24 protein-coding genes are annotated in these 24,172 nt (G+C 50.0%); 13 read left to right on the forward strand and 11 right to left on the reverse strand.

The features are described from left to right. Positions 1 to 49 precede the first annotated feature (49 nt). From xerC to BLU57_RS04710, 6 genes are all read right to left on the reverse strand, one after another. The gene (gene xerC / locus BLU57_RS04685; RefSeq protein ID WP_090317125.1) at positions 50 to 943 is read right to left on the reverse strand and encodes a tyrosine recombinase XerC; all 894 of its coding nucleotides are present in this window, start codon (positions 941 to 943) and stop codon (positions 50 to 52) included. Continuing rightward, positions 927 to 1,637: a DUF484 family protein gene (locus BLU57_RS04690; protein ID WP_371113140.1), complete on the reverse strand. Its 711-nt coding sequence runs from the start codon at positions 1,635 to 1,637 to the stop codon at positions 927 to 929. The genes xerC and BLU57_RS04690 overlap by 17 nt, the downstream gene beginning before the upstream one ends. Before the next feature lie 14 nt (positions 1,638 to 1,651). Further along, complete coding sequence (gene dapF / locus BLU57_RS04695; protein WP_090316978.1) at positions 1,652 to 2,479, reverse strand: diaminopimelate epimerase; 828 nt, start codon at positions 2,477 to 2,479, stop codon at positions 1,652 to 1,654. Between the two features lie 20 nt (positions 2,480 to 2,499). After that, positions 2,500 to 3,021 carry a GNAT family N-acetyltransferase gene (locus tag BLU57_RS04700; RefSeq protein WP_090316981.1) on the reverse strand — a complete coding sequence of 174 codons (522 nt, stop codon included), beginning with the start codon at positions 3,019 to 3,021 and terminating at the stop codon, positions 2,500 to 2,502. 205 nt (positions 3,022 to 3,226) lie between these two features. Continuing rightward, positions 3,227 to 3,664 (reverse strand): PGPGW domain-containing protein, encoded by a 438-nt coding sequence (locus tag BLU57_RS04705; RefSeq protein ID WP_090316984.1) that lies wholly within the window; start codon positions 3,662 to 3,664, stop codon positions 3,227 to 3,229. Between the two features lie 148 nt (positions 3,665 to 3,812). Further along, positions 3,813 to 4,622 (reverse strand): methane monooxygenase/ammonia monooxygenase subunit C, encoded by an 810-nt coding sequence (locus BLU57_RS04710; protein ID WP_090316992.1) that lies wholly within the window; start codon positions 4,620 to 4,622, stop codon positions 3,813 to 3,815. A gap of 375 nt (positions 4,623 to 4,997) precedes the next feature. Here BLU57_RS04710 and BLU57_RS04715 point away from each other — a divergent pair, with 375 nt between their 5' ends. The 11 genes from BLU57_RS04715 to BLU57_RS04765 all read left to right on the forward strand — a co-directional run bounded on the left by BLU57_RS04715 (position 4,998) and on the right by BLU57_RS04765 (position 17,327). Next, the gene (locus tag BLU57_RS04715) at positions 4,998 to 6,713 is read left to right on the forward strand and encodes an OprO/OprP family phosphate-selective porin (RefSeq protein WP_090317128.1); all 1,716 of its coding nucleotides are present in this window, start codon (positions 4,998 to 5,000) and stop codon (positions 6,711 to 6,713) included. A 197-nt stretch (positions 6,714 to 6,910) separates the two neighbouring features. Further along, positions 6,911 to 7,930 (forward strand): PstS family phosphate ABC transporter substrate-binding protein, encoded by a 1,020-nt coding sequence (locus BLU57_RS04720; RefSeq protein WP_090317131.1) that lies wholly within the window; start codon positions 6,911 to 6,913, stop codon positions 7,928 to 7,930. Between the two features lie 295 nt (positions 7,931 to 8,225). After that, entirely contained in the window at positions 8,226 to 9,737 is a 1,512-nt protein-coding gene (locus BLU57_RS04725; RefSeq protein ID WP_090316995.1) for an ABC transporter permease, read from the forward strand. Beyond that, complete coding sequence (locus tag BLU57_RS04730; protein ID WP_090316998.1) at positions 9,734 to 11,806, forward strand: ABC transporter ATP-binding protein; 2,073 nt, start codon at positions 9,734 to 9,736, stop codon at positions 11,804 to 11,806. The genes BLU57_RS04725 and BLU57_RS04730 overlap by 4 nt, the downstream gene beginning before the upstream one ends. Beyond that, positions 11,796 to 13,406: a peptide chain release factor 3 gene (locus BLU57_RS04735; protein WP_090317001.1), complete on the forward strand. Its 1,611-nt coding sequence runs from the start codon at positions 11,796 to 11,798 to the stop codon at positions 13,404 to 13,406. Before BLU57_RS04730 ends, BLU57_RS04735 begins: the two co-directional genes overlap by 11 nt. A 38-nt stretch (positions 13,407 to 13,444) precedes the next feature. Next, positions 13,445 to 14,488 carry a hypothetical protein gene (locus tag BLU57_RS04740; protein WP_090317134.1) on the forward strand — a complete coding sequence of 348 codons (1,044 nt, stop codon included), beginning with the start codon at positions 13,445 to 13,447 and terminating at the stop codon, positions 14,486 to 14,488. Continuing rightward, positions 14,485 to 15,351: a YicC/YloC family endoribonuclease gene (locus BLU57_RS04745; RefSeq protein WP_090317004.1), complete on the forward strand. Its 867-nt coding sequence runs from the start codon at positions 14,485 to 14,487 to the stop codon at positions 15,349 to 15,351. Before BLU57_RS04740 ends, BLU57_RS04745 begins: the two co-directional genes overlap by 4 nt. A gap of 100 nt (positions 15,352 to 15,451) precedes the next feature. After that, positions 15,452 to 16,258, forward strand: coding sequence for a hypothetical protein (locus BLU57_RS16215; RefSeq protein WP_218131633.1), 807 nt, complete (start codon positions 15,452 to 15,454; stop codon positions 16,256 to 16,258). Between the two features lie 95 nt (positions 16,259 to 16,353). Beyond that, complete coding sequence (locus tag BLU57_RS04755) at positions 16,354 to 16,668, forward strand: HigA family addiction module antitoxin (protein WP_090317007.1); 315 nt, start codon at positions 16,354 to 16,356, stop codon at positions 16,666 to 16,668. Positions 16,669 to 16,765: 97 nt separating this feature from the next. Continuing rightward, positions 16,766 to 16,999, forward strand: a complete 234-nt coding sequence (locus tag BLU57_RS04760) for an AbrB/MazE/SpoVT family DNA-binding domain-containing protein (protein ID WP_090317010.1) — start codon at positions 16,766 to 16,768, stop codon at positions 16,997 to 16,999. Next, positions 16,974 to 17,327 (forward strand): type II toxin-antitoxin system PemK/MazF family toxin, encoded by a 354-nt coding sequence (locus BLU57_RS04765; RefSeq protein WP_090317013.1) that lies wholly within the window; start codon positions 16,974 to 16,976, stop codon positions 17,325 to 17,327. Before BLU57_RS04760 ends, BLU57_RS04765 begins: the two co-directional genes overlap by 26 nt. A 5-nt stretch (positions 17,328 to 17,332) precedes the next feature. On the opposite strand, the gene ald is transcribed toward BLU57_RS04765, so the two are convergent. Genes ald through queD form a run of 5 tightly spaced genes read right to left on the reverse strand, consistent with a single transcriptional unit; the run spans position 17,333 to position 21,142 of the window. Beyond that, positions 17,333 to 18,448 (reverse strand): alanine dehydrogenase, encoded by a 1,116-nt coding sequence (ald, locus tag BLU57_RS04770; RefSeq protein ID WP_090317015.1) that lies wholly within the window; start codon positions 18,446 to 18,448, stop codon positions 17,333 to 17,335. A gap of 22 nt (positions 18,449 to 18,470) precedes the next feature. Further along, positions 18,471 to 19,211: an SDR family oxidoreductase gene (locus tag BLU57_RS04775; RefSeq protein ID WP_090317018.1), complete on the reverse strand. Its 741-nt coding sequence runs from the start codon at positions 19,209 to 19,211 to the stop codon at positions 18,471 to 18,473. Between the two features lie 39 nt (positions 19,212 to 19,250). After that, on the reverse strand, positions 19,251 to 19,904 hold the full coding sequence (locus BLU57_RS04780) for an ankyrin repeat domain-containing protein (protein WP_090317021.1): 654 nt from the start codon (positions 19,902 to 19,904) through the stop codon (positions 19,251 to 19,253). Next, positions 19,888 to 20,670 (reverse strand): TatD family hydrolase, encoded by a 783-nt coding sequence (locus BLU57_RS04785; RefSeq protein WP_090317024.1) that lies wholly within the window; start codon positions 20,668 to 20,670, stop codon positions 19,888 to 19,890. Before BLU57_RS04785 ends, BLU57_RS04780 begins: the two co-directional genes overlap by 17 nt. A gap of 22 nt (positions 20,671 to 20,692) precedes the next feature. Beyond that, complete coding sequence (queD, locus tag BLU57_RS04790) at positions 20,693 to 21,142, reverse strand: 6-carboxytetrahydropterin synthase QueD (protein ID WP_090317027.1); 450 nt, start codon at positions 21,140 to 21,142, stop codon at positions 20,693 to 20,695. A gap of 63 nt (positions 21,143 to 21,205) precedes the next feature. Here queD and BLU57_RS04795 point away from each other — a divergent pair, with 63 nt between their 5' ends. Then, complete coding sequence (locus tag BLU57_RS04795) at positions 21,206 to 22,045, forward strand: radical SAM protein (RefSeq protein WP_256206113.1); 840 nt, start codon at positions 21,206 to 21,208, stop codon at positions 22,043 to 22,045. Positions 22,046 to 22,415: 370 nt separating this feature from the next. Then, positions 22,416 to 24,122 carry an alginate export family protein gene (locus BLU57_RS04800; protein ID WP_090317033.1) on the forward strand — a complete coding sequence of 569 codons (1,707 nt, stop codon included), beginning with the start codon at positions 22,416 to 22,418 and terminating at the stop codon, positions 24,120 to 24,122. Positions 24,123 to 24,172: the final 50 nt, after the last annotated feature.

Raw genomic sequence — 24,172 nt, forward strand, 5'->3', positions numbered from 1 at the left:
TTACAAAATCGCATTATAACGTATAAAACCGGGCTGATTCCGGTAGAAGTCAATTCCGTTTTTTTGCACGCGGATGTGCAATATCGTAAATTTTGGTCAGATGCTGAAAATCGAGATGAGTGTAAACCTGCGTAGAGGTGATATGCGCATGCCCCAGCATTTCCTGCACGGCACGCAGATCGCCGCTGGATTGCAATAAATGGGAAGCAAAGGAGTGCCGCAAGATATGCGGATGCACATTCTGGTTTATACCCTGCTGCCTGGCCCTGCCCTTGAGGCGATGACTGATGGTGCGGGTACTGATCGCATCACCACGCTGCGATAAAAATAGCGCGGTCACATCCGGCTTGACGATCTGTGCACGTTGATCAAGCCATGCCTTTAACGCTTGCAGGGCAAAATCACCGACGGGAACAATGCGCTCTTTCCCGCCTTTACCGCGCACTCTGACTGTTCCTTCGGCAAAATCTACGGCCGCCAGCTTAAGCTGGGCCAATTCCGCCAATCTCAGACCGGAGGAATAGAACAATTCGAACATCGCACTATCGCGCGCCGTCAAGATATGATCTGCCGAAAATGTCAGCAAACGGACAGTTTCATCAGGAGACAGCGCATTGGGTAATTTTTGCGGTGACTTGGGAACCCGCAACCCAATACAAGGGTTATGCTGATAGCCGTGACTACGGATCAAATAGCGGTAAAAGCTGCGCCAAGCCGATAACATGCGCGCCAGACTTCTACCCGACAAGCCCTTGCCATGCAGTTGTGCGATGACTTGACGGATATGCGGCGATTGCACCTGCGCTAAGTCATCTTTATGCAGGTGACTGAGCAGAAGACGAATATCCCGGGCATAACTGTCGGCGGTCAGCGGCGACAAGCGCCGCTCATGCGTGAGGTGATGAATAAATGCAGCTGCCAGTGGTTCAGGTTTGCTGCTCATGGGCGGCATGATCTTGAGATGCGATAGCGTCAGCGGCTTCGGCGTGGTCATACCGGGTTATCGTTGTACACACCAGCTCACCCAGCCGTTTTAGATGCAACGTGCCCATTTCCGGGTAAAACCGCTCGGCATCGGGACTGCCGAGAACCAGCAAACCGATGGTTTGCGTTGTTTTCATCGGAATCATCGCAAATGAATGCAGATGTTCCGCACCCTCGCCGAACCATTGTTTGATTTCGTCCGCAACATGATTACCGCAATACGGTTGCGGCAGACTTTCCGCGATAGTGCGTACATCGTCGCTAACCAGCGTAAATTCAACAGCCGATCCGGCGCTATTGGTAATATTCCACAGCCGCATAGCCACCAGCGGAACGGCAAAATCTTCCTTCAGGCTGAAATACAATGCATTAAAAAGCTCGTCCAGACTGGAAACGGAAAGCAGTGAAATAGCCAGCCGGTGCATCTTTTCACCGATGGCATCGTTCTCTTCGCCAAAGCTGATCAATTCCAGCAATTTATCCTGCAATACGCGATTTCTTTCCCGTAATGACAAGATTTGCCGTTCATTCAATGAAATGACTTTATCATCCTGCGGATGAGAAATTTGAATATCCGCCAGTAAATCAGCGTATTCATTGAAGAATTGCGGATGTTCCTGCAAATACTGCGCGATTTCTTCCGGTTTCATCATAGTTCCTTGATTGATTACAAATTTATTTCGCCTTCAAACACGGTAACGGCAGGACCGGTCATCCAAACCGGCTCGTCGTTCCCCTGCCAACTGATCGTCAATTCACCGCCGCGTGTGCTCACTTTAACCTGATGATCCAACAGCCCAAGATCGATGCCCACAACAACCGCGGCACAAGCTCCGGTTCCGCACGCCAGCGTCTCGCCCGCACCACGCTCAAAAACACGCAACTTGATATGCGTACGACCCAGCACTTGCAGATAACCGACATTCACGCGTTTGGGAAAACGGGGATGCGACTCGATCAGCGCGCCTTCGGTATCGACCGGCGCATTGTCCACATCCGGCACCACACGCACGGCATGCGGATTGCCCATCGAGACAGCACTGATTGTAACCGGCTGGCCTGGCAATTCAAGCGGGTAAGTTAAAGCACGCTTCTCAGCGATGAAAGGAATGGCTTCCGGCTCAAAAATGGGTTTTCCCATGTTGACGGTCACGTTGCCGTTGACCTCCAAGTGTGGCGATATTACGCCACTGAGGGTTTCGATGCGAATTTCATTTTTTTGCGTCAGACCATGATCATGCACATAGCGAACGAAGCAGCGCGCACCGTTGCCGCATTGCTCTACTTCTCCACCATCGGCATTGAAGATGCGATAGCGAAAATCAGCCTGACCCTCGGCTTTCTCAACCAGCAATAACTGATCACAACCGATGCCGAAATGGCGATCTGCAAGTTTGCGGATTTGCTCCCGGTCGAGCGTAATAGCTTGATTTATACCATCCAGAACGACAAAGTCGTTACCCAAGCCCTGCATTTTGGTGAATTTCAGTTTCATAGATCAATCCGCCAAGCGGTTTAATTTTTCCAAGTCATCAAATAATCATTCATGACAAAACCATTGCCGATATCGACAATACTATCACCTGTAATTTCAAATCCATAATGCTGATAAGCCGAAATCGCAGTGCGGTTATCTTTGTTGACGGTCAGAATCAACGATTGCAGATTATTTTCCCGAATGATTTGAATCGCATTTCTAACCAGCATAGCACCATAACCCTTACGGTGATGGTCATGATGGATATAGAGCTTGTCTATTTTAAGCTCACCTGGCTTATTTGTAAGCATGCAAAATGAGAAACCGATGATCGCCTCATTCAAAATCAGCTTCCGCCACCAGATAGCCGGATTCAACAATTGCTTCTTGATCAATTCCGGTTGGTAACGCTGCTGCAGCATATATTCGATCTGTTCTGATGAAATAATATGAACATAATGATGCCGCCAGATCGTCTCAGCCAATGCTGAAATAGCATCCGTATCCCCTGCCGTCAGGGGCAAAATTTCCGGCTGCTCGATATTTTTGTCTATTCTCATCTCAAACGGTTAATGCATTGCTTACAACGTAATGAACAGGCTATCAGAACGGCCTAAGGGAACACTGATTCATTGATTACACGAACGAATCAGTTCGTTGCGCGGTACCCGCTCCCTTGCCTATCTTGTTTGCTGTGTTCCGCGCGCCTTGCGCTTCATTTCGTTCACCAGGTTAATCAGCATTTCCCTAAGTATCCCAAATACTTTAACTTTTGGGAGATAAGGCTAGCGTGAGTGGCGGTTTATTGAATTTATGACGCATGGCATTGATGGCATTAAATACCCTGGGTTGCCCGACAATCCGGGCTTCAAGCTCGCGCTTGTAAGGAATATCCATAAAAGAAATACCGATCAGCATCGTCAGTATCCCTTGCCCAGGCAAAAATAGCATCAAGATACCCGCCATTAGAAAAACTGCGCCGGCAATATTTTTGATGATTAATCCAATCACCCTCAATACAGGGTGGTGCTCTTTCATCCAGTGACGGGGAACGCGCAAATCGAAATAGTCACTCGGTAACCGGATCAGAATCCATGGAATGGCGATGAGAGAACCAATGAAGCCAATGATTGAAGCTATTGAGAGCGCAATCAATGCTTCGGTCGATATCCACTGTTGAATTACAGTTATCAAGTCTTCCATGATGTAAAAATACAGGTATTCCGAATGAAATTATTTAAACCCAGCGGAAGATTGATCAGCTGCAAATGAGTAAAGAAAGCGATGGACAGAACTAAGCCCGCTGCCTGAATTTAGGCAGCGGGCTTAGTTTACAGTAACAGAGAATGGATCAAGGAACGATCCGATTGTTCAGAATTTCTTTGCTTTGACCATTCCAGATCACATCGGTCAGATTTGAGTAACGGGTAATGATTTGTGCTGCAATACCACCCGAGAATAAACCTGCCCAGCCCAGAATCACAAAGCCCCAGTGCAGTGGCGCACTAAACAGTTCTTCCATGAACCAGAATGCATGACCCCATTCGTTCAAACCTACGTTTGGCAGAATCATCAGCGGGCCGGCAATTGCCATAACCAGCGGGAACGATGTGCCGCGGCTATACAGGGGCAGACGGGTCATCGCGTACAGGTATGACGCTACACCACATACGATGTACATTGGGAATGAACCGTAGAACACGACTACGTGACTTGGTGTGAAGCTGGTGTCACGAATAATCACTTGGTGCCAGGATGCGTCTTGTTCGGTGAAGAAGCTGCCGCCCCAGTAAACACCAAACAGATACACGCCCAGCCACATCATCCAGTAGAAGTAGCGTTTCACTTCCAGTTTCGGATCCAAGTTGTCCAGTTGTTCTTTGGTGTCACGGGTTTTCAGTATCCAACCCCAGGTTACCAACGCAAACAAAGGCATCAGGGTCATGTGTACGCGCCACAGGCCCATCCATACTTTGTCAAATTCCGGTTCCATCGAGTCCATACCGTGTGAGTATGCAAACGTTCTTTGGTACCAGATCCAGAATATCGCAACCAGCAGCATGGTTAACATGCCCAGTTTGTAGTATTTTGAGTCATACCACAGCGACATATCATAGTCAGCACTTGATGCACTGCTACTCGTGCCATAAGTTGTTGCCATTTTATTTTCCTCCTATTAAATAATAATAAGTCAGTTAGTTAATAGAATTAGTTACTTAACACGAAAAATCATATTCCCATGTTAAGTACCTGGTTAGACGGGCACTATCGTCATAAAAGTTCCCGTCAATCCAAGAAAATCAAATTATGCATTACGCAACGTCATTGTTACTTTTGCGCTGAATGCATCCGGTACTTTAAGAATTAATAATTGCCATTTCAAGTAGTTAACCTGCCAGCACTACGATTCCGGATAACAGGCTGTGTCATAAAATCGTAAAAAAAATGTAACTGTCATAAAACTGTAACATTGATTCTATATAACGGTTGCCACCGTAAATGACTCACTTTTTCAACCCTGGATCAACGACAGATGATGAAATTATTCAGACTTACCTTGGCAACCACCGCGTTAATCAATTTAGGTGTTCTATCCAGCGCCTATGCACTCGATTTATATGTCGATACAAAAACCAAGCAAATTTTTGCGGAACCCGGTCCCGGCCGCGTTCATATGGGTACCTATGAAAAATCAGAGAAATCGGCCAAAACAAAAGCCCCCAAAAGCGTATTGGTAGCGCCGGCACAAACTCCAACCCATGAGGAACGGACAGCGGAAACGGAGCATAAACCTGCGGGAGACCGCTTGGTAAGATTGCGTGAAAAGGCTGAGAAAGAACAACTTAAGAACCAAGTCTCGGTACTCGAGGAACGTGTCAAGGAAGTTGAAAAAATACACGGGAATTTTGATGACCGCGGCTTACATTGGTCAACCAAGGATGGCAATTTCTCGGTATCGATGAATGGACGGATTCAGCCAGCCTCGCAATACAATTTTATCAATGACCCCGACCCCGCTTTCGGAGCGAGTACCGCAAACGAATTGAATAGCGGCATGAATATCCGCCGTGCGCGTTTGGGCATTGAGGGTACTTTTTACAAAATCTGGGATTACAAGTTCGAATACGACTTCAGTCGAGGCAACGGTACTGTCGGATCGGGAATTACCGATGCGTTCGTACGTTTGAACCATACCGATGCGCTCTCTTACAAACTGGGTTCGTTCAAGGAGCCGTTCAGCTTGGAAGAAGCCGCCAGTAACCGCTATCTAACTTTTATCGAACGGCATATGTCCGTCAATTCGTTCGTCGATAATCCCAATACGTACAAAACGGGTATCGGTGCCAATTATGCGGTTAAGAGATTTCAAACCGGTATTGCATTCCAAACCGAACCCATCGGCGGGTGGTCTTCCGCATCGACTTCCGTCAATGCCAACGGTAACCAGAACCGTAACAATGGCTCCGGCGATACCGGCTGGCAAGGTATTGGCCGTGTCAGCGGCAGGCCTTGGATGATTGATGACACCAAGTTTTTCCATGTCGGTGTTTCTGCGGGACATACCGATGTCAACACACAATATCGCGCCGATGGCACCATGGTCGGTGAAGGCCAGATCGGCGGCGGCGGTGGTATGTCATTCTTCGCCTTTCCCGGAACCAACGTGGACCGCACCAATATCCTGAATACCGGTAACCTGAGCACCGGTGAGTTGAGTGATCCGAATCGCCGTCAAGTCACCAGCTATGATCGTTATGGGGCGGAAAGCTGGTTTGTCTACGGACCATTCTCGGCGCAAGGGGAATATTTGCGCACCAATATCAACGGTGTTGGTTATGACAACGAACACCTAACCGGCTATTATGGCTTTGTAAGCTACTTCCTGACCGGTGAGTCGAAGGCCTATCACGTCAGAAACGGCGCGGCAAACCGCATCAAGCCTAACCGTCCCTTTCATTGGAACGGCACCGGCTGGGGCGCATGGGAAGTCGCATTCGGCTATGATTACATTGACATGAATTCCGGTGTCATCAAAGGGGGCCGCGCCGACATGGTCAGATTCGGCTTGAACTGGTACCCGCATTCCAATGTTAAGTTTCAGGCCAATGTCATCCATATGCTGGATATCAACACGGCAGGAACACCAACCGCGAATGCCAATGGTTACTCAGGCGGTGCCGGAGCGCGTACGCATGGATGGAATAATGGTGATCTGAGCGCATTCCTGACTCAGTGGACGATTGATTTCTAAAAAACCGTTGCTGAAAAGCCGTGTAAAAATCGAGCATTCAGTGTGATTTCCAGAATGCTCGATTTTAAAAAGCCTGCAATCTATCAGTGCTTAAGTTTTATCAGCATGACATTATTGGAAAACATGCGTTAACATTTTCGTGCGCGGCATTTTGAATGCCGTCATTTACGCCGCATCATCTCACACAGGAGAATGAAATGTCGCAACCTAATCACTTCAATCCACTTGCTGTAGCAATTTCATTGGCAATACTGACTGGCTCCGCCACTATCGCCAATGCACAAACAGTTATTAAAATAGATGGCTCCAGCACCGTCTACCCGATCACCAAAGCCGTAGCGGACAATTTCCAAGCCGCAAAAAAGAATGCCATTAACGTTACGGTCGGCATATCCGGCAGCGGCGGCGGTTTCAAGAAATTTTGCCGTGGCGAAATTGATATCGTGAATGCTTCCCGCCCGATTCTGAATAGTGAAATGAAAGATTGTAAAAGCGCCCGCGTGCAATATGTCGAAATACCCGTGGCGTTTGACGCTCTGACGGTAGCGATAAATCCGGAAAACTCCTGGAGCACGTCAATGACCATCGCCCAGTTGAAGAAAATCTGGGAACCTGCTGCGCAGGGTAAAATCACCCAATGGAATCAAATCAACCCAGCTTGGCCGGATGAGGCGATGAAGCTATCCGGCGCTGATGAGGATTCCGGCACTTACGATTACTTTACCGAAGCCATTGTCGGCAAAGCTAAATCCAGCCGTCATGATTTCACCGAATCCGATAATGACAATGTGCTGGTGAATCATGTGGCGAGTAACAAAAACAGCTTAGCGTTTTTTGGCTTCGCCTATTACATCGAGAATCAGGACAAAGTAACTGCCGTTGCGATCGACAGCGGCAAAGGCGCGATTCTCCCTTCTGTTGAAACCGTGGAAAATGGCAGCTATCAACCGCTATCCCGTCCGGTTTTTATTTATGTCAATATCAAGGCGGCTGAAAAACCCGAGGTCAAGGCATTTGTAGAGTTTTATATGAAGAATGCGCTTCTCCTGGTCAAAGAAGTTAAGCTTTTTCCTCTCCCGCCCAGAGCCTATGCCACCATGTTGGAACACTTCAACAATAAACGGGTAGGTTCGGTATTTAGCGGTAAACCAGCGGTTAGTCTTACGATTGATGAGCTGATCAGGCGTGAAGACCGGCTGCAATATGAAAATTTTTAACCGATAGCATTTCTAAAAAATATTTTTCACATCAACAATACACACTTTACACAGCAGCTCCGGGCAGAGACCTTACGGAAAAATTCTCCCGAACTGCTGCTTCCTTTTTCATCCGCGGATTTTCTATTATCACGCGACCTTAAGCGTTATCAATGCTAGACTGTATCCTGCCTTAATGCATTGATCGGTTTACCGGTATTGATAAATTTTCAAAAAATCCCAGCATTCATTTATGATATGAATGATTATGTGTCATTAAACCGGCCTCATCGCCGCAGAGTCATCCATCCCGACCATGTCTTTTAGCCCAATTATTCTGTGGACCGATGCGCTGATCTATTTGTTTGTCGCCATTGTATTTTTCATCGTTTGGTATGTCCGCCGTCATGAGCATCTACTGGCGCAATGGAAACGCGTAGGACACAGCGCCAGCGGCATGTCCGCGCTCACCGTGCTGATCTTTTTTCTGGTGATCGGCTTACTGGACACGGTACACTTCCGCCCCGCACTGGATCACAAAAACAATCAGGGCGAGACGATTTATAGCGTGGAAGTGCTGAGTTTGCTGGATTTGCTGGTGACACCGTTACGCACGCAAGTCGAGAAAACCTACTCCGCACCGCTGGCAGCACATTTGTATGCCAAAGAAACCATCGAACAGCCGGGTGGCAAGCAAGTGCGGACTTTCGCCCGGCTCCAGTTTGGCGGCGCGCATTTGCAAGATCCTGACAAGGAACACAGCGCCGATATCATGCAACTTGCACTAAAAGGCTTGGCCTGCGGTTTGCTGATCTGGAGCATACTGTCCATTGGCCTAATCGCCCGGCTTTCCTATCGCAACCGGCAGAATTTTGCGCCATGCCTAACGGCCATCTGGCGCCGCAACACCGAAATTCCCTGGCGCGCCATTTTAATCACGCTGCTCATTCTGCTGCTGATCATCGGCTGTATCACTGCATTGGCGGGACATTATCATGTACTGGGCACCGACAAGGTCGGGCAGGATATTTTGTATCAATCGCTGAAAAGCATACGCGTCGCGCTGGTAATCGGCACGCTAACCACGCTCATCATGCTGCCGTTCGCATTATTGCTGGGCATTATGGCCGGTTATTTCCGCGGTTGGGTCGATGACGTCATTCAGTATATTTACACAACACTGAATTCCATTCCCAGCGTTTTACTGATCGCCGCTGCGGTACTGATGATGCAGGTGTATATCGAAACCCATCCGGAATTATTCGACACCATTGCATCGCGCGCCGATCTGCGGCTGCTGTTTCTCTGCATGATCTTGGGCATTACCAGCTGGACCGGATTATGCCGGTTATTGCGTGGTGAAACGCTGAAACTGCGCGAACTGGAATATATCCAGGCGGCGCATGCATTCGGCGTTTCGCATTGGCGCGTCATCAGCCGCCACATACTGCCTAACGTGATGCACATCGTGTTAATCGCCACGGTGATGGATTTCAGCGGTTTAGTTCTGGCCGAAGCGGTATTGTCGTATGTCGGTGTCGGTGTCGATCCGTCGATGATCAGTTTCGGCACCATGATCAATGCAGCGCGGCTGGAAATGGCGCGTGAACCAATGGTGTGGTGGGCCTTGCTGGCGGCATTCAGTTTCATGTTTACCCTGGTACTGAGCGCCAACTTGTTTGCCGATGCGGTTCAGAATGCACTGGATCCACGCATCCGGACACTACGGCAACGCACGGTACTACCGCGCTTCGGCAAAAAAGAAAAGCAATTGAAAGATAACGCATCCGACGCAACCACACCGGCAAAATCTTCTTCTCATCCATGAATACTTTGCTGGAAATAGAAAATCTCGAAACCGTGCTGCACACCGGCGATATGCCGGTACGTGCCGTCGATGGCTTGACTCTGTCCATTTCACCCGGGGAAACATTTGCGTTATTGGGTGAATCCGGTTGCGGCAAATCGATGACAGCGTTGTCGATCATGCGCTTGTTACCGGGTACCGGTGAAATCGTTGCCGGCAAAATCAGCATCGGCGGCACGGATTTGCTGCAATTGCCTGAAACCGGCATGCGTAAAATTCGCGGTAAGCGCATCAGCATGATTTTTCAGGAACCGATGCTCAGTCTCAACCCGGTTATGACCATCGCTGAGCAAATCGAAGAAGTGCTTCAGCAGCATTTGAATTTATCGCACGAAGCCATGCAAGCGCGCATCCGGGAATTGCTGGAGCAAGTCGGTATACCCGATGCGGCACGCCGCATGCACGAGTATCCATTTCAGTTTTCCGGCGGCATGAAGCAACGCGTCATGATCGCGATGGCGCTCGCCGGTGAACCGGAACTGCTCATTGCCGATGAGCCGACTACCGCGTTGGATGTAACGATACAAGCGCAAGTGCTGGATCTGCTGCGGCACATCCAGCAGCAAAAACGCATGGCCATTTTACTGATTACGCACGATCTGGGCGTGGTGGCGGAAATGGCGCAACGCGTCGCGGTGATGTACGCGGGAGAAATTGTCGAACTGGCAACCCGGCACGATTTTTTTCATCACCCGCGCCACCCCTATTCGCAACAGTTGTTCGCCGCATTGCCTGGAAAACAGAAACGTAATCAAGCATTAACTGTCATTCAAGGCAATGTGCCGTCACTGGCGCAGCAATTTACCGGGTGCCGGTTTGTAGATCGCTGCAATCAGGCACTGGCACAATGCCGCGATACCGTTCCGCAATGGCACACGATTTCCGGTCAACATCAGGTCCGCTGTCATTTATATAGTAACAACGCCGCTCAAGCTGCTACCAGCGCTCACACAGTAGCGCAGGAAACCGTGCATGTGGTGTCATCGGCTCCCCCGGTAACAGATGATACGCTGTTGCAGGTCACTGACTTGAAAGTGCATTTCCCGATTCGCAAAGGCTTGTTCAAACGTGTCGTGGGTCATGTCAAAGCGGTCGATGGCGTGTCATTGAAAATTGCCGCAGGTAAGACGCTGGCGCTGGTGGGTGAATCCGGTTGCGGCAAGACTACGATCGGCAAAAGTATTTTGCAATTGATTCAGCCCACGGCAGGCAGCGTGCGTTTCAAGGAACAGGAACTGAACGGATTGAAGCGCAGCCAATTGCGGCCGGTACGTTCGCAGCTTCAGATCATTTTTCAGGATCCTTATGCCTCCTTGAATCCGCGCATGCGCATCATTGAAATTCTGCAAGAAGGCATCAATGCCTTAAAAGCCTATCAAACCGGCTACTCCGGCAACAATACGGCTGCATCCGCACAGTCTCCGGAAAATGAAATCGATGCATTATTGCAGCGCGTCGGTCTGCCCGCTGAGGTAAAATGGCGCTTTCCGCACGAATTTTCCGGCGGACAACGGCAACGCATCGCCATTGCCCGTGCCTTGGCGGTCAATCCCAAGCTGCTGATTTGCGATGAACCGACCAGCGCCCTGGATGTATCGGTTCAAGCGCAGATTTTGAATCTGCTCAAATCGCTGCAAAATAATTTAGGACTTGCATTTTTGTTTATTACCCACAATATCGCGGTTGTCGAGTATCTGGCCGATGAAGTGGCGGTGATGTATCTGGGACGTATCGTTGAACACGGGCGTATCGACGAGGTGATGAATAACCCCAAGCACCCGTACACGCAAGCGTTATTGTCATCGGTTCCGCACATCGAAGCGGATCCCGCGCGGCACATCATCCCGCTTACGGGAGATTTACCGTCACCGGCGGCACCGCCGGCGGGCTGTCATTTTAATCCGCGTTGCGCGCACGCCATGCCGGTTTGCCGCGCAGCCTACCCGCCAGCCAGCTCGTTCAGCGCCACGCATACCGCGCATTGTTATCTTTATTCACAGGAACACAGAACTACCGATTATGAGCATTGATCAAGAAGTATCGCGGCGGCGCACGTTCGCCATTATTTCCCATCCGGACGCGGGTAAAACAACGCTGACGGAAAAATTGCTGATGTACGCCGGTGCGATTCATATCGCCGGTAGCGTCAAAGCGCGCAAAGCCAGCCGCCATGCCACTTCGGACTGGATGGAAATCGAGAAGCAGCGCGGCATTTCGGTGGCCAGTTCGGTCATGCAGATGGAATACCGCGATTGCGTCATCAATCTTCTCGACACACCGGGCCACCAAGATTTTTCGGAAGATACCTATCGCGTGCTGACCGCCGTCGATGCGGCGTTGATGGTGATCGATGCCGCCAACGGGGTCGAAGCGCAAACGCTACGTCTGCTGGAAGTGTGCCGCGCGCGCAACACGCCGATCGTTACCTTCGTTAACAAAATGGATCGCGAAGTGCGCGAACCGCTCGATTTGCTCGATGAAATCGAACGTACACTCGGCATGACGACCATTCCATTCACCTGGCCGGTCGGCATGGGAAAAAATTTCCACGGTGTATGCGATTTGCAAAATAATGGCATGCGCGTATTTCAGCCGGGATCGGATCGCGTCGACAGTGAAAACGAAGTGATCGCAAGTTTTGACGATCCGCAAATCCAACAACGCTTCGGCGCGGGATTGTCCACCGCGATGCAGGAAATCGATTTGATCAAAGGCGCATCACCTACTTTCGACCATGCCGCATTCCTTGCCGGTAAACAAACCCCGGTTTTCTTCGGTTCGGCGATCAACAACTTCGGTGTACGGGAAATTCTCGATGCATTGGTCGATCTGGCGCCACCGCCGGAATCGCGCAACGCCATTCAGCGCGAAGTACAGCCGGATGAAAAGAAATTCTCCGGCATGGTGTTTAAAATCCAGGCCAACATGAATCTGGCGCATCGCGACCGCATTGCCTTTGTGCGCGTCTGCTCCGGGCATTTCAAACGCGGCATGAACTTGAAAGTCGCACGCAATGGCAAGGATATCCGCACCAGCACGGTCGTGTCCTTTTTATCGCAGCGCCGCGACATTCTGGAAGAAGCATACCCCGGCGACATCATTGGCATCCCGAATCACGGCACGCTGCAACTGGGCGATACCTTGACCGAAGGCGAAGTGCTGCAATTTACCGGACTGCCCTTTTTCGCGCCGGAAATTTTCCGCACCGTGGAAATCGCCGATCCGTTGCGCAGTAAGCAATTGAAACTGGGATTGGCGCAACTGGGAGAAGAAGGTGCAATCCAGGTGTTCCGCCCGCATTTGGGTAATATGCTGTTATTAGGCGCTGTCGGCACGCTGCAATTCGAAGTGGTCGCGCACCGCCTGCAACATGAATACGGTGTCGCGGCGCGTATCGCCTCGGCCAAATATCAATTGGCGCGCTGGATTACCTGCGATGATCCACGCGAATTGCAGCGCTTTATCGAAGCCAATGCGCACCGCATCGCCTATGATGCCGTCGACGCGCCCACTTTTCTGGCCTCGTTCGGCGCGGAATTGAGTGTCGCGGAAGAAAACTGGCCCGCCATCCGTTTTCATAAACTGCGCGAACATGCCGGATTGGTTTTTCAGAGTCACATGACGGCATGATCCACAGCGTGGCGATGAAGGTATGTTTTTTCATCTTCATGCTCATTTTTGCTGCGCCTGCGGCAGCAAATCCGGCAAATGACACGGCATCTTCCGCCGCTGCAAAAACCGTCCGGTTTGCCGTGCTGGGCGACATGCCCTACACCGATGCCGAATATGCCCTGCTGGAGCAGCCCAATGGCGCAATCGCCAAAGCCATTCGCGCATTAAACCCGCCCGTGTTGATCCACCTGGGTGATTTCAAAAGAGGCCGGCTGAGCTGCAGCGACGATTTGTTTCAAGACCATTACCGTCAGATCGCGCAACTGAATCCGCATAAAACGGTATACACCCCCGGCGATAATGACTGGACTGATTGCGACCGGTTCAATACTGGCATGCGGCACGACGAACTGGAACGCCTCGGTTATCTGCGCCAATTGTTTTTTCAGCAAGACCGGCAGCAATTAGTCCGTGATATTCCGGGTCTTATCCGGCAGGAAGGATTTATCGAAAATGCGCAGTGGAGTATCAGTCCGGTCGCTTTCACCACACTGCACATTCCCGGCACCAATAATGGCCGCAGGGAAATTCTGCGCAGCAACATCGACGATGCTTTGAACGAAGCGGATCGCCGCGATCAGGCCAACACTGGATGGCTGCAACAACGCTTCGCCACGGCGGAATCCGCACAAGCGGTGGTCATCGCTTTCCAAGCGGATATGTTCGACTTTGATCACGAAAAACCGGTTTGTACCACGAGCAATCGCACCGACTGCGATGGCTTCCGCTTGCTGCGCGATCTGATCAAGCAAAAAGCCGAACAATTCAAGAAGCCGGTTCTCATTATTCACGGCGACACCGCCGCGTATTGCCTGCACCAGCCCTACCCGGGCATTCCTAATCTTTGGCGCCTGAATGCACCGGGCGATTACAAATACATCGATGCGAGTCTGGTGGTATTCGATCCGGAAAACAAAGACACACCTTTTACCGTAACCGGTCTACTCGACGGTAAACCCGCTCCGGCGATCTGTGACGACAACTTGCTCAGCTTATCCCGGTATATTCCCTTTCAAACATTAAAAACACTTTTATCATGATTGTCAGCATGACCGGCTACGCCGCCGCTACACAAGAAATGCCCTACGGATCGTTTAATCTGGAAATCCGTTCGGTCAATAACCGCTATCTCGACATCCAGTTCCGCCTGCCGGATGATTTTCGCAAGCTGGAACCGGCCATGCGCGAACTGCTGACGAAACAACTCAGCCGCGGCAAAGTGGAATGCCGCCTGAATTTCTCCCCGTCGGCGAACACGGAAAATTCTCAACAGCTCGATCACACTTTACTGGATAAATTGCTACAACTCGAACAAACCGTGAAAACACGCCACCCCGCCGCACTTTCCCTAACGGTGGCGGAAATCCTGAAATGGCCCGGCATGCTTGGAAGCGACATGGCACCTGGCGAGGAATCCGATGAAATCGGCATGACCTTACTACAAACCGCATTGAATGACTTAAAAGCTGCGCGGATACGCGAAGGCGACAAACTGAAATCCGTTTTACTGGAACGCATCAAACAAATGCGCCAATTACTACAATCCGCTGCCCCGCGCATCCCAGCATTGATCGCCGCCTTCGAGGAGAAACTGCGCACTCGTTTAGAAGAAATTCTTGGCACACAAGAAAACGAACGCATCCACCAGGAAATCACGCTGTTCGCCAGTAAAATCGACGTCGACGAAGAACTTTCGCGCCTGCAAGCGCACATCGACGAAGTCGAACGCATCATCAACAAAGGCGGCGCCGTCGGCAAACAACTCGATTTCATGATGCAGGAGCTGCACCGCGAAGCCAACACCATCGGCTCAAAATCGGTCGATCTGGAAATTACGCGGATTTCAATGGAACTGAAGGTGATTATCGAGCAGATGCGGGAACAGGTGCAGAATATTGAGTGATGGAGTTAAACTTACTTAGTTTGGTTCGTTATTATCATAAGTGAACATGTTCAATCTACTAGTCACCAATAGCAGCGGCTGGAACCCTAACCGCGGAATCATGGACGAAAGTCGAACCCTCGAATACACGGCTGAGCATCTCAAAGCACGATTTGCACCAAATGGTGTATTTGATCTTAACGCAGTAAAAGAACTACCAACTGTGTTTGCGAGCGAGAACAGGTGGGATGGCAGTCAACCACCTGCTCGAGTCGGAACTCTCACTCGTATTCAACTGATCGGAACCGAGTATCATCTTGAGTACATCATCCCGCCCATACCTAATTCACTGCTGTTCTTAACTGCTGCTGATGATTTACACATTAACACCAAAGCCCATTTTCCTGAATCATCTCGTAATCATTGGTCCATCAAGGACGCTGATCTTTTTAAAATACTGCTAAAACGCGGAATCGGTCAGCGCTCTAAACCAAAAGTATTTAATCTTACTGACGAGCCCGTAAATGACAATTTGGTCGCCGTAATGATGCCATTCGATGCTGCTTTTAAGCCGGTGTATGAAACTCTGGAAACTGCAATTAGCGAAGTAAACATGATCTGTCGGCGTGCGGATGATATCTGGGAGAACGACCACGTCGTCCAAGATGTTGCTCTCTTGCTCAGCAAGGCAGCGATCGTGGTCTGTGACCTTAGCGGTCGCAATGCCAATGTTTTCTATGAGACGGGTATCGCACACACGCTCGGTCGAGAAGTCATTCTGATCGCGCAATCGGACACAGACATTCCGTTCGATGTAGCAGCAATTAGACATATCAAATACTTGCAGAACGGTGAGGGCTTAGCCAAGTTGAGCACAGATCTTAAGCGTCGCTTGGAAACCCTAAAAGCACGAAAATTGATTGAGTGAAAAAAGGCTGTATGGTTTGCAATCTGTATTGCATCGAATAAAAAACGCACGGTGCAATGCGCTTTACTTATTGAAACCTTATAAACTTTATTCTCATGCGCATCCCAACCGATAGAGAACCCACACATCCCGGCGAAATGCTTCGTACTGAATTCTTGGAACCAATGGACATCAGCCAACGGGAGTTGGCAGATGCTATCCATGTTCCGTACCAGCGTGTTAACGAACTGGTCAATCAAAAGCGTGGTGTTACACCAAGCACGGCGCTGCGATTGGCAAAGTTTTTCAACGTATCGGCAGACTATTGGCTCAACCTCCAAACCCGCTGGGATTTGTATTGGGTTCAGCAACCCGAAAAGGACGATATTGAATCTATCTCAGATATCAGCCAAGTTAAGAAACTGGTTTAAAAATTATCTCCATATTCTTCTTAGCGTATAGGGTTATTGCAGCTTAGTCAGATATACGTTACCGTAAGGAGTCCTCACAAAATAAAGGAGTACTGAGGTGTCTCAGCTTGCCAAATTAAGTCAAAAAGGCCAAATCACGGTACCTGCCGAAGTGCGTAAACGGTTACAGCTCAAAGCGGGAGATACGCTTGCGTGGGAGGTGCTGGAAAACGGCAAAATATCGGTACATCGAGTGGAAGAGTCACTAGATGCGAGTTACTTGACTGCATTAAACGATGTTTTATCGGAATGGAACAGTACCGAAGATGACGAAGCCTACCGTAATCTATAATCGCTACGATGTTGTCAAAGTTCCTTTTCCATTCACCGATCAGCAGGCCAGCAAGAGCCGACCTGCGTTGATTATCTCTTCAGCAACATCATTCAATGACTGTATTGGCCATAGTGTGATGGCCATGATCACTTCAGCTCAACACGCTCCTTGGCCATTAGATACATCCATCGCTGATTTGAATAGCGCGGGTTTACCGGTGGCATCGATCATCCGGTTAAAGCTTTTTACCTTGGATCACCGCCTGATCATTTGTACATTAGGCCATTTGTCAGATCGAGACAAAACAATTTTTAACAAAAACTTCACCGCACTCACTGCTGATTAATTGAATTACGCCAGCACGTCCACCGCAGGCGTATAACTCAACCCCAAATCTCGCGCCACCGCTTCATACGTCAACCGTCCCTGATAAACATTCAGCCCGTTGCGCAAATGTACGTCGTCCGTCAATGCCTTGCGGTAGCCCTTATTGGCCAGCGCCAAGACGAACGGCAGCGTCGCGTTATTGAGTGCGAAAGTAGAGGTTCGTGCGACTGCGCCGGGCATGTTGGAGACGCAGTAATGCACCACGCCATCGACGGTGAAAATGGGATTGGCCAGCGTGGTCGGTTTGGAGGTCTCGAAACAGCCGCCTTGGTCGATGGCGACATCGACCAGCACCGCGCCGCGGTTCATGCGGCTGACCATTTCGCGGCTGACCAATTTAGGCGCTGCACCGCCGGGAACCAGTACCGCGCCGATGACCAGGTCGGCAGTTGAAACATGTTCTTCCAGTGCATCCACCGTTGAGAAAACGGTATTGATTTTCGAGCCGTATTGAAAATCCAGTTGCTGCAAGCGATGGATCGATTTATCCAGCACGGTGACATGCGCTTCGACGCCCATCGCAATACGCGCGGCGTTGGTGCCGACGACACCGCCGCCGATCACGACGACCCGTGCGGCGGGCACGCCGGATACACCGCCCAGCAGCATGCCGCGGCCGCCTTGATCCAGTTCCAGCGCGTGCGCCCCGGCTTGAATCGCCATGCGGCCAGCCACTTCACTCATCGGTGCGAGCAGCGGCAAGCCGCCGAAACTGTCGGTCACGGTTTCATAAGCAATGGCGATACAGCCGGAATTCATCAAAGCTTTAGTCTGCACCGGATCGGGAGCAAGATGCAGGTAGGTGAACAATACTTGCCCTTGGCGTAACAGCGGCAGCTCGGATGCTTGCGGTTCTTTGACTTTGACGATCAGATCGGCATTGGCGTAAATCTCCTGCGGCGTTTCCACGATTTCCGCGCCCGCGCTGCGGTACTTATCGTCGCTCAAATCGATTTGTATCCCGGCATTCTTTTGCACCATCACATGATGGCCATGGGCAACCAGTTCGCGTACCGCTGCCGGCGTCAGTCCCACACGGGATTCATGAATTTTAATTTCCTTAGGCACGCCGATACGCATTTGCTTCCCCTCTCCTTATCCGTTAAATAATTCCACCGTTGACACCAATATTCTGTCCCGTGATCCAGCGGGCTTCATCGCTGACCAAAAATAACACCACTTGCGCAATATCATCCGTTGCGCCCAACCTTCCCAAAGCCGCCATCGCCGCCATGCGTTCTATATCCGCCGGGGTTTTACCGCTGCGGAACAATTCCGTGTCGACCGGACCGGGCGATACGATGTTTGCGGTAATGCCGCGCTTTCCCGCTTCACGGGCAAAAATCCGCGTCAGTTGCTCAACGGCCGCCTTGGTCGCAGCATATGCGCCGTACTTCGGCAGCATCAAGCGCGTCACGGTGCTGGAAACAGTTACGATACGGCCATGATCCGCCAATTTTGCCGCGGCTTCGCGCAATGTATAAAAAACACTCTTGAAATTGATATCGACAATGCGATCGAATTCGTCGTCGCTGATTTCGGCAATTTCCTTAAATACCAAGACTCCGACGTTATTGACGAGAATGTCGATCTGCTGGAAACGTTCGATTGCAGCCGTAAAGAGCTGCCGCACCGCAGCCGGATCGCTGACATCGGCCTGCACCGCCAAACATTCACCACCGGCTTCGGTAATGGCGGCGCATACGCGGTCCGCAGCGGCTTGGTTTTGCGCATAATTGACGATGACTTTAGCACCCGCTTTGGCTAACGTAAGCGCGATCTCCGCACCGATTCCACGCGCCGATCCGGTTACCAAAGCCACTTTTCCTTGCAGCGGCTGCATGCTCAAATTACCGGACGGATAGCTGCTTTCGCGTTCAATTTATTTCGCCACTTCGCGGTTTTTAAGAAACTTGACCATATCTGGGTGATTGTATTTTTCCGCCCAAACCAGGGCGTTGTCGCCATGCTCATTTTTGATCGCTGGATCGGCGCCTTGGTCGAGCAGCAATGCAACCGCATCAACATGATTTCCCCTGACCGCCATCATCAATGCGGTCGAACCATTGTCGGTAATCGAGTTAATATTAGCGCCACCGGACAGTAGTAACCGGAGGGTGTCCAGATGCCCGCCGTAAGCGGCGTAGGTCAATGGATTCCAGCCGCTATGATTGATCTCGGCGCCTTTGATATAAAACAACCGCACCAGTTCGGTCAGGCCGTGATAGCTGGCCAGCATAATCGCCGTTTCGCCGTAGCGGTTGCGAATATCCAATTGCGCACCGGCAGCGATCAGCACTTGCGCCATGTTCAAATTCTTGTCCTTGGCCGCGATCATCAAGGGTGTATAGCCATCGCGATTCGCCAGATCCGGATTGGCGCCTTTTTCCAATAACCGGGAGACTTCGGGTACATTTCCCTTTTCCACCGCCCACATGAAATCTTCCTGAATACCTGCAGCCGCATGAAGTGGCAGATAAGCGAGCAGCACTAAAGCACATATCGATAACCAATGCGATTTAAGCAGGTATGCCATGTTTAGGTGGTTTGAATAGGTTAAAAAAATTATCCGTGGTTGCTGTTGCAATATCTTCCAGATCCGCATTCCGCAAGCGCGCGATTTCTTCCGCCACATGCCGCACGAATGCGGGTTGATTCTGTTTGCCACGAAACGGCACCGGCGCGAGATAAGGCGAATCAGTTTCAATCAGCATTCTATCCAATTGAATGTTCTTGGCAACTTCTTTTAATGCCACGGCATTTTTGAACGTCACGATACCGGAAAATGAAATGTAAAAATTCATCGCAATGGCTTGCTGCGCAACTTCCCAGCTTTCGGTAAAGCAGTGCATCACGCCGCCCACCTGATCGGCGCCCTCCTCCTGCATGATCCGCAGCGTATCCGCAGCAGCGGAGCGAGTGTGAATGATCAGTGGTTTATCCACCTTGCGCGCTGCACGAATGTGTTGGCGGAAGCGCTCACGCTGCCATTCCAGATCGCCTTGCAGACGGAAATAATCCAGACCGGTTTCCCCAATCGCGATAACTTTGGGGTGATTGGCCAATTCTGCAATTTGCTCAGCGACCGGTTCTATTTGATCTTCATAATCCGGATGCACACCGACGGAGGCAAACAGATTCTCGTGCGCTTCCGCCAAGGCGCGTACGCGAGGAAAATTCGGCAAATCGACGCTAACGCAGAGCGCGTGCGTAACGTGATTTTGCTGCATGTTCAGTAATAATTGATCCAGATCTTTGGCCAGATCGGGAAAATCGAGATGACAATGTGAGTCGATAAACATAACAATCAATAGTCTCTATAAATTAGACTGAGCCACGCAACGCGTCGGCCCAGCAGTTCGGTGTTTCATACAAACGCACCTGCTCGAGTTGCAGATGATTGCCATAACTGTCCTGGTAAGCGCCATCCAGAATTTCAAATGCAAGCAATGCCAGATTTTCCGCTGTCGGTTGCACATCCAGCACAACCGTTTTATGGTCTTCGATCGATTGCAAAAATTGCAAAACTTTTGTATCGCCGGAATACACTAAGAAGGCGTGATCCCACTGATCGACCAGTACCGATTTGGCAATGCGTTTGACTTCGGAGTAATCCATCACCATACCTTGCTGCGCGACACCTTCGTCAGCGATAATGTTGCCAGATAGCGTAATCTCGATACAGTAACGGTGGCCGTGCAAATGGCGGCATTGGCTGTTATGCGTTGAAATGCGGTGACCTGCGTCAAATTCCAGCCTGCGAGTAATGAACATACGTACAATTGAGAAGCGAAATGAATATATGGAATTGTAACATTGCGAGCAAACTCTAAACTATTGAATACGACCGATCACAGCCGCGACAGCGCCGGACTCACCTACGTGTACCCGGTGATTTCGCGCCGCGCCGGGGGTGTCTCGATCGGCATTAATCTGAATCCGAACAATGCCTGCAACTGGCGCTGCGTCTATTGCCAAGTACCGGATCTGAAACGCGGTTCCGCGCCGCGTATTGATCTGAACCGGCTGGAGGTCGAATTACGATCGTTTCTGCACGAACTGACAGCAGGAGATTACATGCAACAGCATGTACCGCTTGAAGCCAGAAAAATTCACGATATCGCCCTATCCGGCAACGGTGAGCCGACGAGCGCGAAAGAATTCGAGCAAGTGATCGAATTGATCGGACGTGTCAAAAATGATTTTGCATTACCGGCAGCGTTAAAAATCGTACTCATCACCAATGGCAGCTTGATTCACCGTCCTGCGGTACAAGCTGGTTTGAAGCATATGGGAGAGCTGAATGGAGAAATCTGGTTCAAGTTCGATCGCGCTTCAAGCAAGGAAAGACAGCGCACCAACAACACATCGATCAGTCTGAGAAAAATCCGGGATCATTTACGGATAGCGGCTTCACTCTGCCCGACTTGGTTACAAACTTGCGTTTTTCAGCTGGACGGCATGCCGCCCTCGAATGAAGAAATTGCCGCTTATTTAAGTTTTTTGCAACAACTGACCCACGATGGAATTCCGGTCCAAGGCGTTTTATTGTATGGCATCGCCCGCCCATCGCTACAACCGGAAGCGTCTCGTCTTTCTAAAATTGACGATGCTTGGTTATCACAATTCGGCGAGCAAATTAAACGCACGGGGTACGCCGTCAAAATCAGCCAATAGTGCGATAAACTGCCTTAAAAACCAAGTCTCACATAGGGTTATACAGCGCCCTATGTTGTTGATTTACAACAAAACAATATTCAATCAATTCTACTAAAATCAATCAGTTATTTAACCATGATTTCATCCCGTAATTGACTGAAATCTATAAGTTACTTTATCAAGAAGGGAAAAGCATTGTTTTAATGTATTATTTCCCCACTTCTCCATGCACTGCAGCTATTTATAATACGACACCCTAATTGGCCACCCCTGGCGATGTCATGCCATGAAAACCGGTAGCCTGCGGTATAATATTTTCAATTTTCTGATACCAATCATATGATTCCATTTGATTACCAACCTGGATTATTAACAACGGAGCTTATTAATGAATAACTCGAGATTCTTCACTTTCTCTGCATTTGCCACTCGTAAGCGAAAACTTGCTATGGCAGGAAGCATGCAGCGATGGTTGCTCAAACTTGGTGTGTGTATGCTGAGTGTGGGAGTACCGCTGTCGGCGTATGCAAATCCGCCTGCGTCTGCTCCTAAAGCTTCGGATGCACCCAAAGCTGCTGAAGCGCCCAAAGCAGCCGAGGCACCGAAAGTTGCTGATGGTAAATTTGATATGTCAAAGGTACCGGCAGTATCTGCTCCGTCACGTCCAGGCTTGTTTCTGTTACCTCCTGCCGGTCCTGGCTATTTCTCACTGTGGGATTTGGTAACCGGTAATAAGCGTGAAAAACCGCCCGTCGCCCCTTATGCGCCGTTTGCGTTATTGACCACACCGTCGTACGACATTGACTTTCGCTATCTGGCCACACCGGGACACGAAAAAGACATATTCGATCCGGTCAAGAGAATGAATCTCGGCGATGATTGGTTATTGTCACTGGGTGGTAACTTCTGGTATCGCTATATTCACGAAACGGATAGCCGTTTGAATGCAGCGGGCACTAATAATGACTTTCACTTGATACGCACCCGGGTTCATGCGGATTTATGGTACCGCGACAAAGTGCGGTTATTCGCCGAAATGATTGATGCTCGCGCTTTTGGTTCCGAACTGCCTCCATTAGTGACTGACAGGAATCATGCCGACATATTGAATATGTTTACCGATATCAAGCTGGCCAATATCAATAATGGACCGGCGTATATCCGTGTGGGCCGGCAAGAGATGATGTATGGTTCGCAACGATTGATTTCCACACTCGACTGGGTCAACACACGTAGAACATTCCAGGGTGTTAAAACGTTCTGGCGTACGGCGGAATGGGATGTGGATGCATTCTGGATGCGCCCGATGGTCATTGAGAAAGGGAATGTCGATAACTGGGATACACAACAGAACTTCTTTGGCTTGTGGGCGACCAACAAACCAAAACCAGGCCACTTAATTGATCTTTACTTCCTGAGTTTAATCAACGATCGCAACGTTTCTGCTGCGAACGTGCTGGCGGGAAATATTCTGCAAGGCAATGCGGATACTCATACGCTCGGTGGCCGCTTGGCAGGTAACTTCGATAATCTGCTGTATGAATTGGAAGGTATGTATCAGTTCGGTCAGCGGTCCAATCTGGACGTATCCGCTTTCGCTGTGGCAACCGGGGTAGGTTACCGCTTACCGCTGCCAATGAACCCGCAAGGCTGGATACGCTATGATTTTGCATCCGGCGACGGTAATTCCAAGGACGGCAGAAGCAATACGTTTAATCAACTGTTTCCGTTTGGTCACTACTATCTCGGTTTCCTGGATCGTGTCGGACGTCAGAACATGCATGATTTCAATGCGCAATTCACCATGCATCCGATGCCCTGGATAACATTCATCACGCAATATCATCGCTTTTATTTGGCGAATAACCGTGATTATTTGTACAACGCTGCCGGTCAGGCAACATTGCGGGACATCACAGGTCAGTCTGGCAGTCATATCGGCGATGAAATTGATTTCCGGTTAAATCTCCACATGAGCCGCCACCAGGACGTGTTACTGGGTTACTCAAAATTGTGGCGCGGTGAATTCCTGGATAAGCAAAGACCGGGAACTTCTCCTGATCTTTTCTACGTTCAATACAATTTCCGCTTCTGAGTTTCAAGTCAGTTAAAACAACAAAGGCAACCGATTGGTTGCCTTTGTTG

Source organism: Nitrosomonas oligotropha (genome assembly GCF_900106555.1).
GTDB classification, from domain to species: domain Bacteria; phylum Pseudomonadota; class Gammaproteobacteria; order Burkholderiales; family Nitrosomonadaceae; genus Nitrosomonas; species Nitrosomonas oligotropha_A.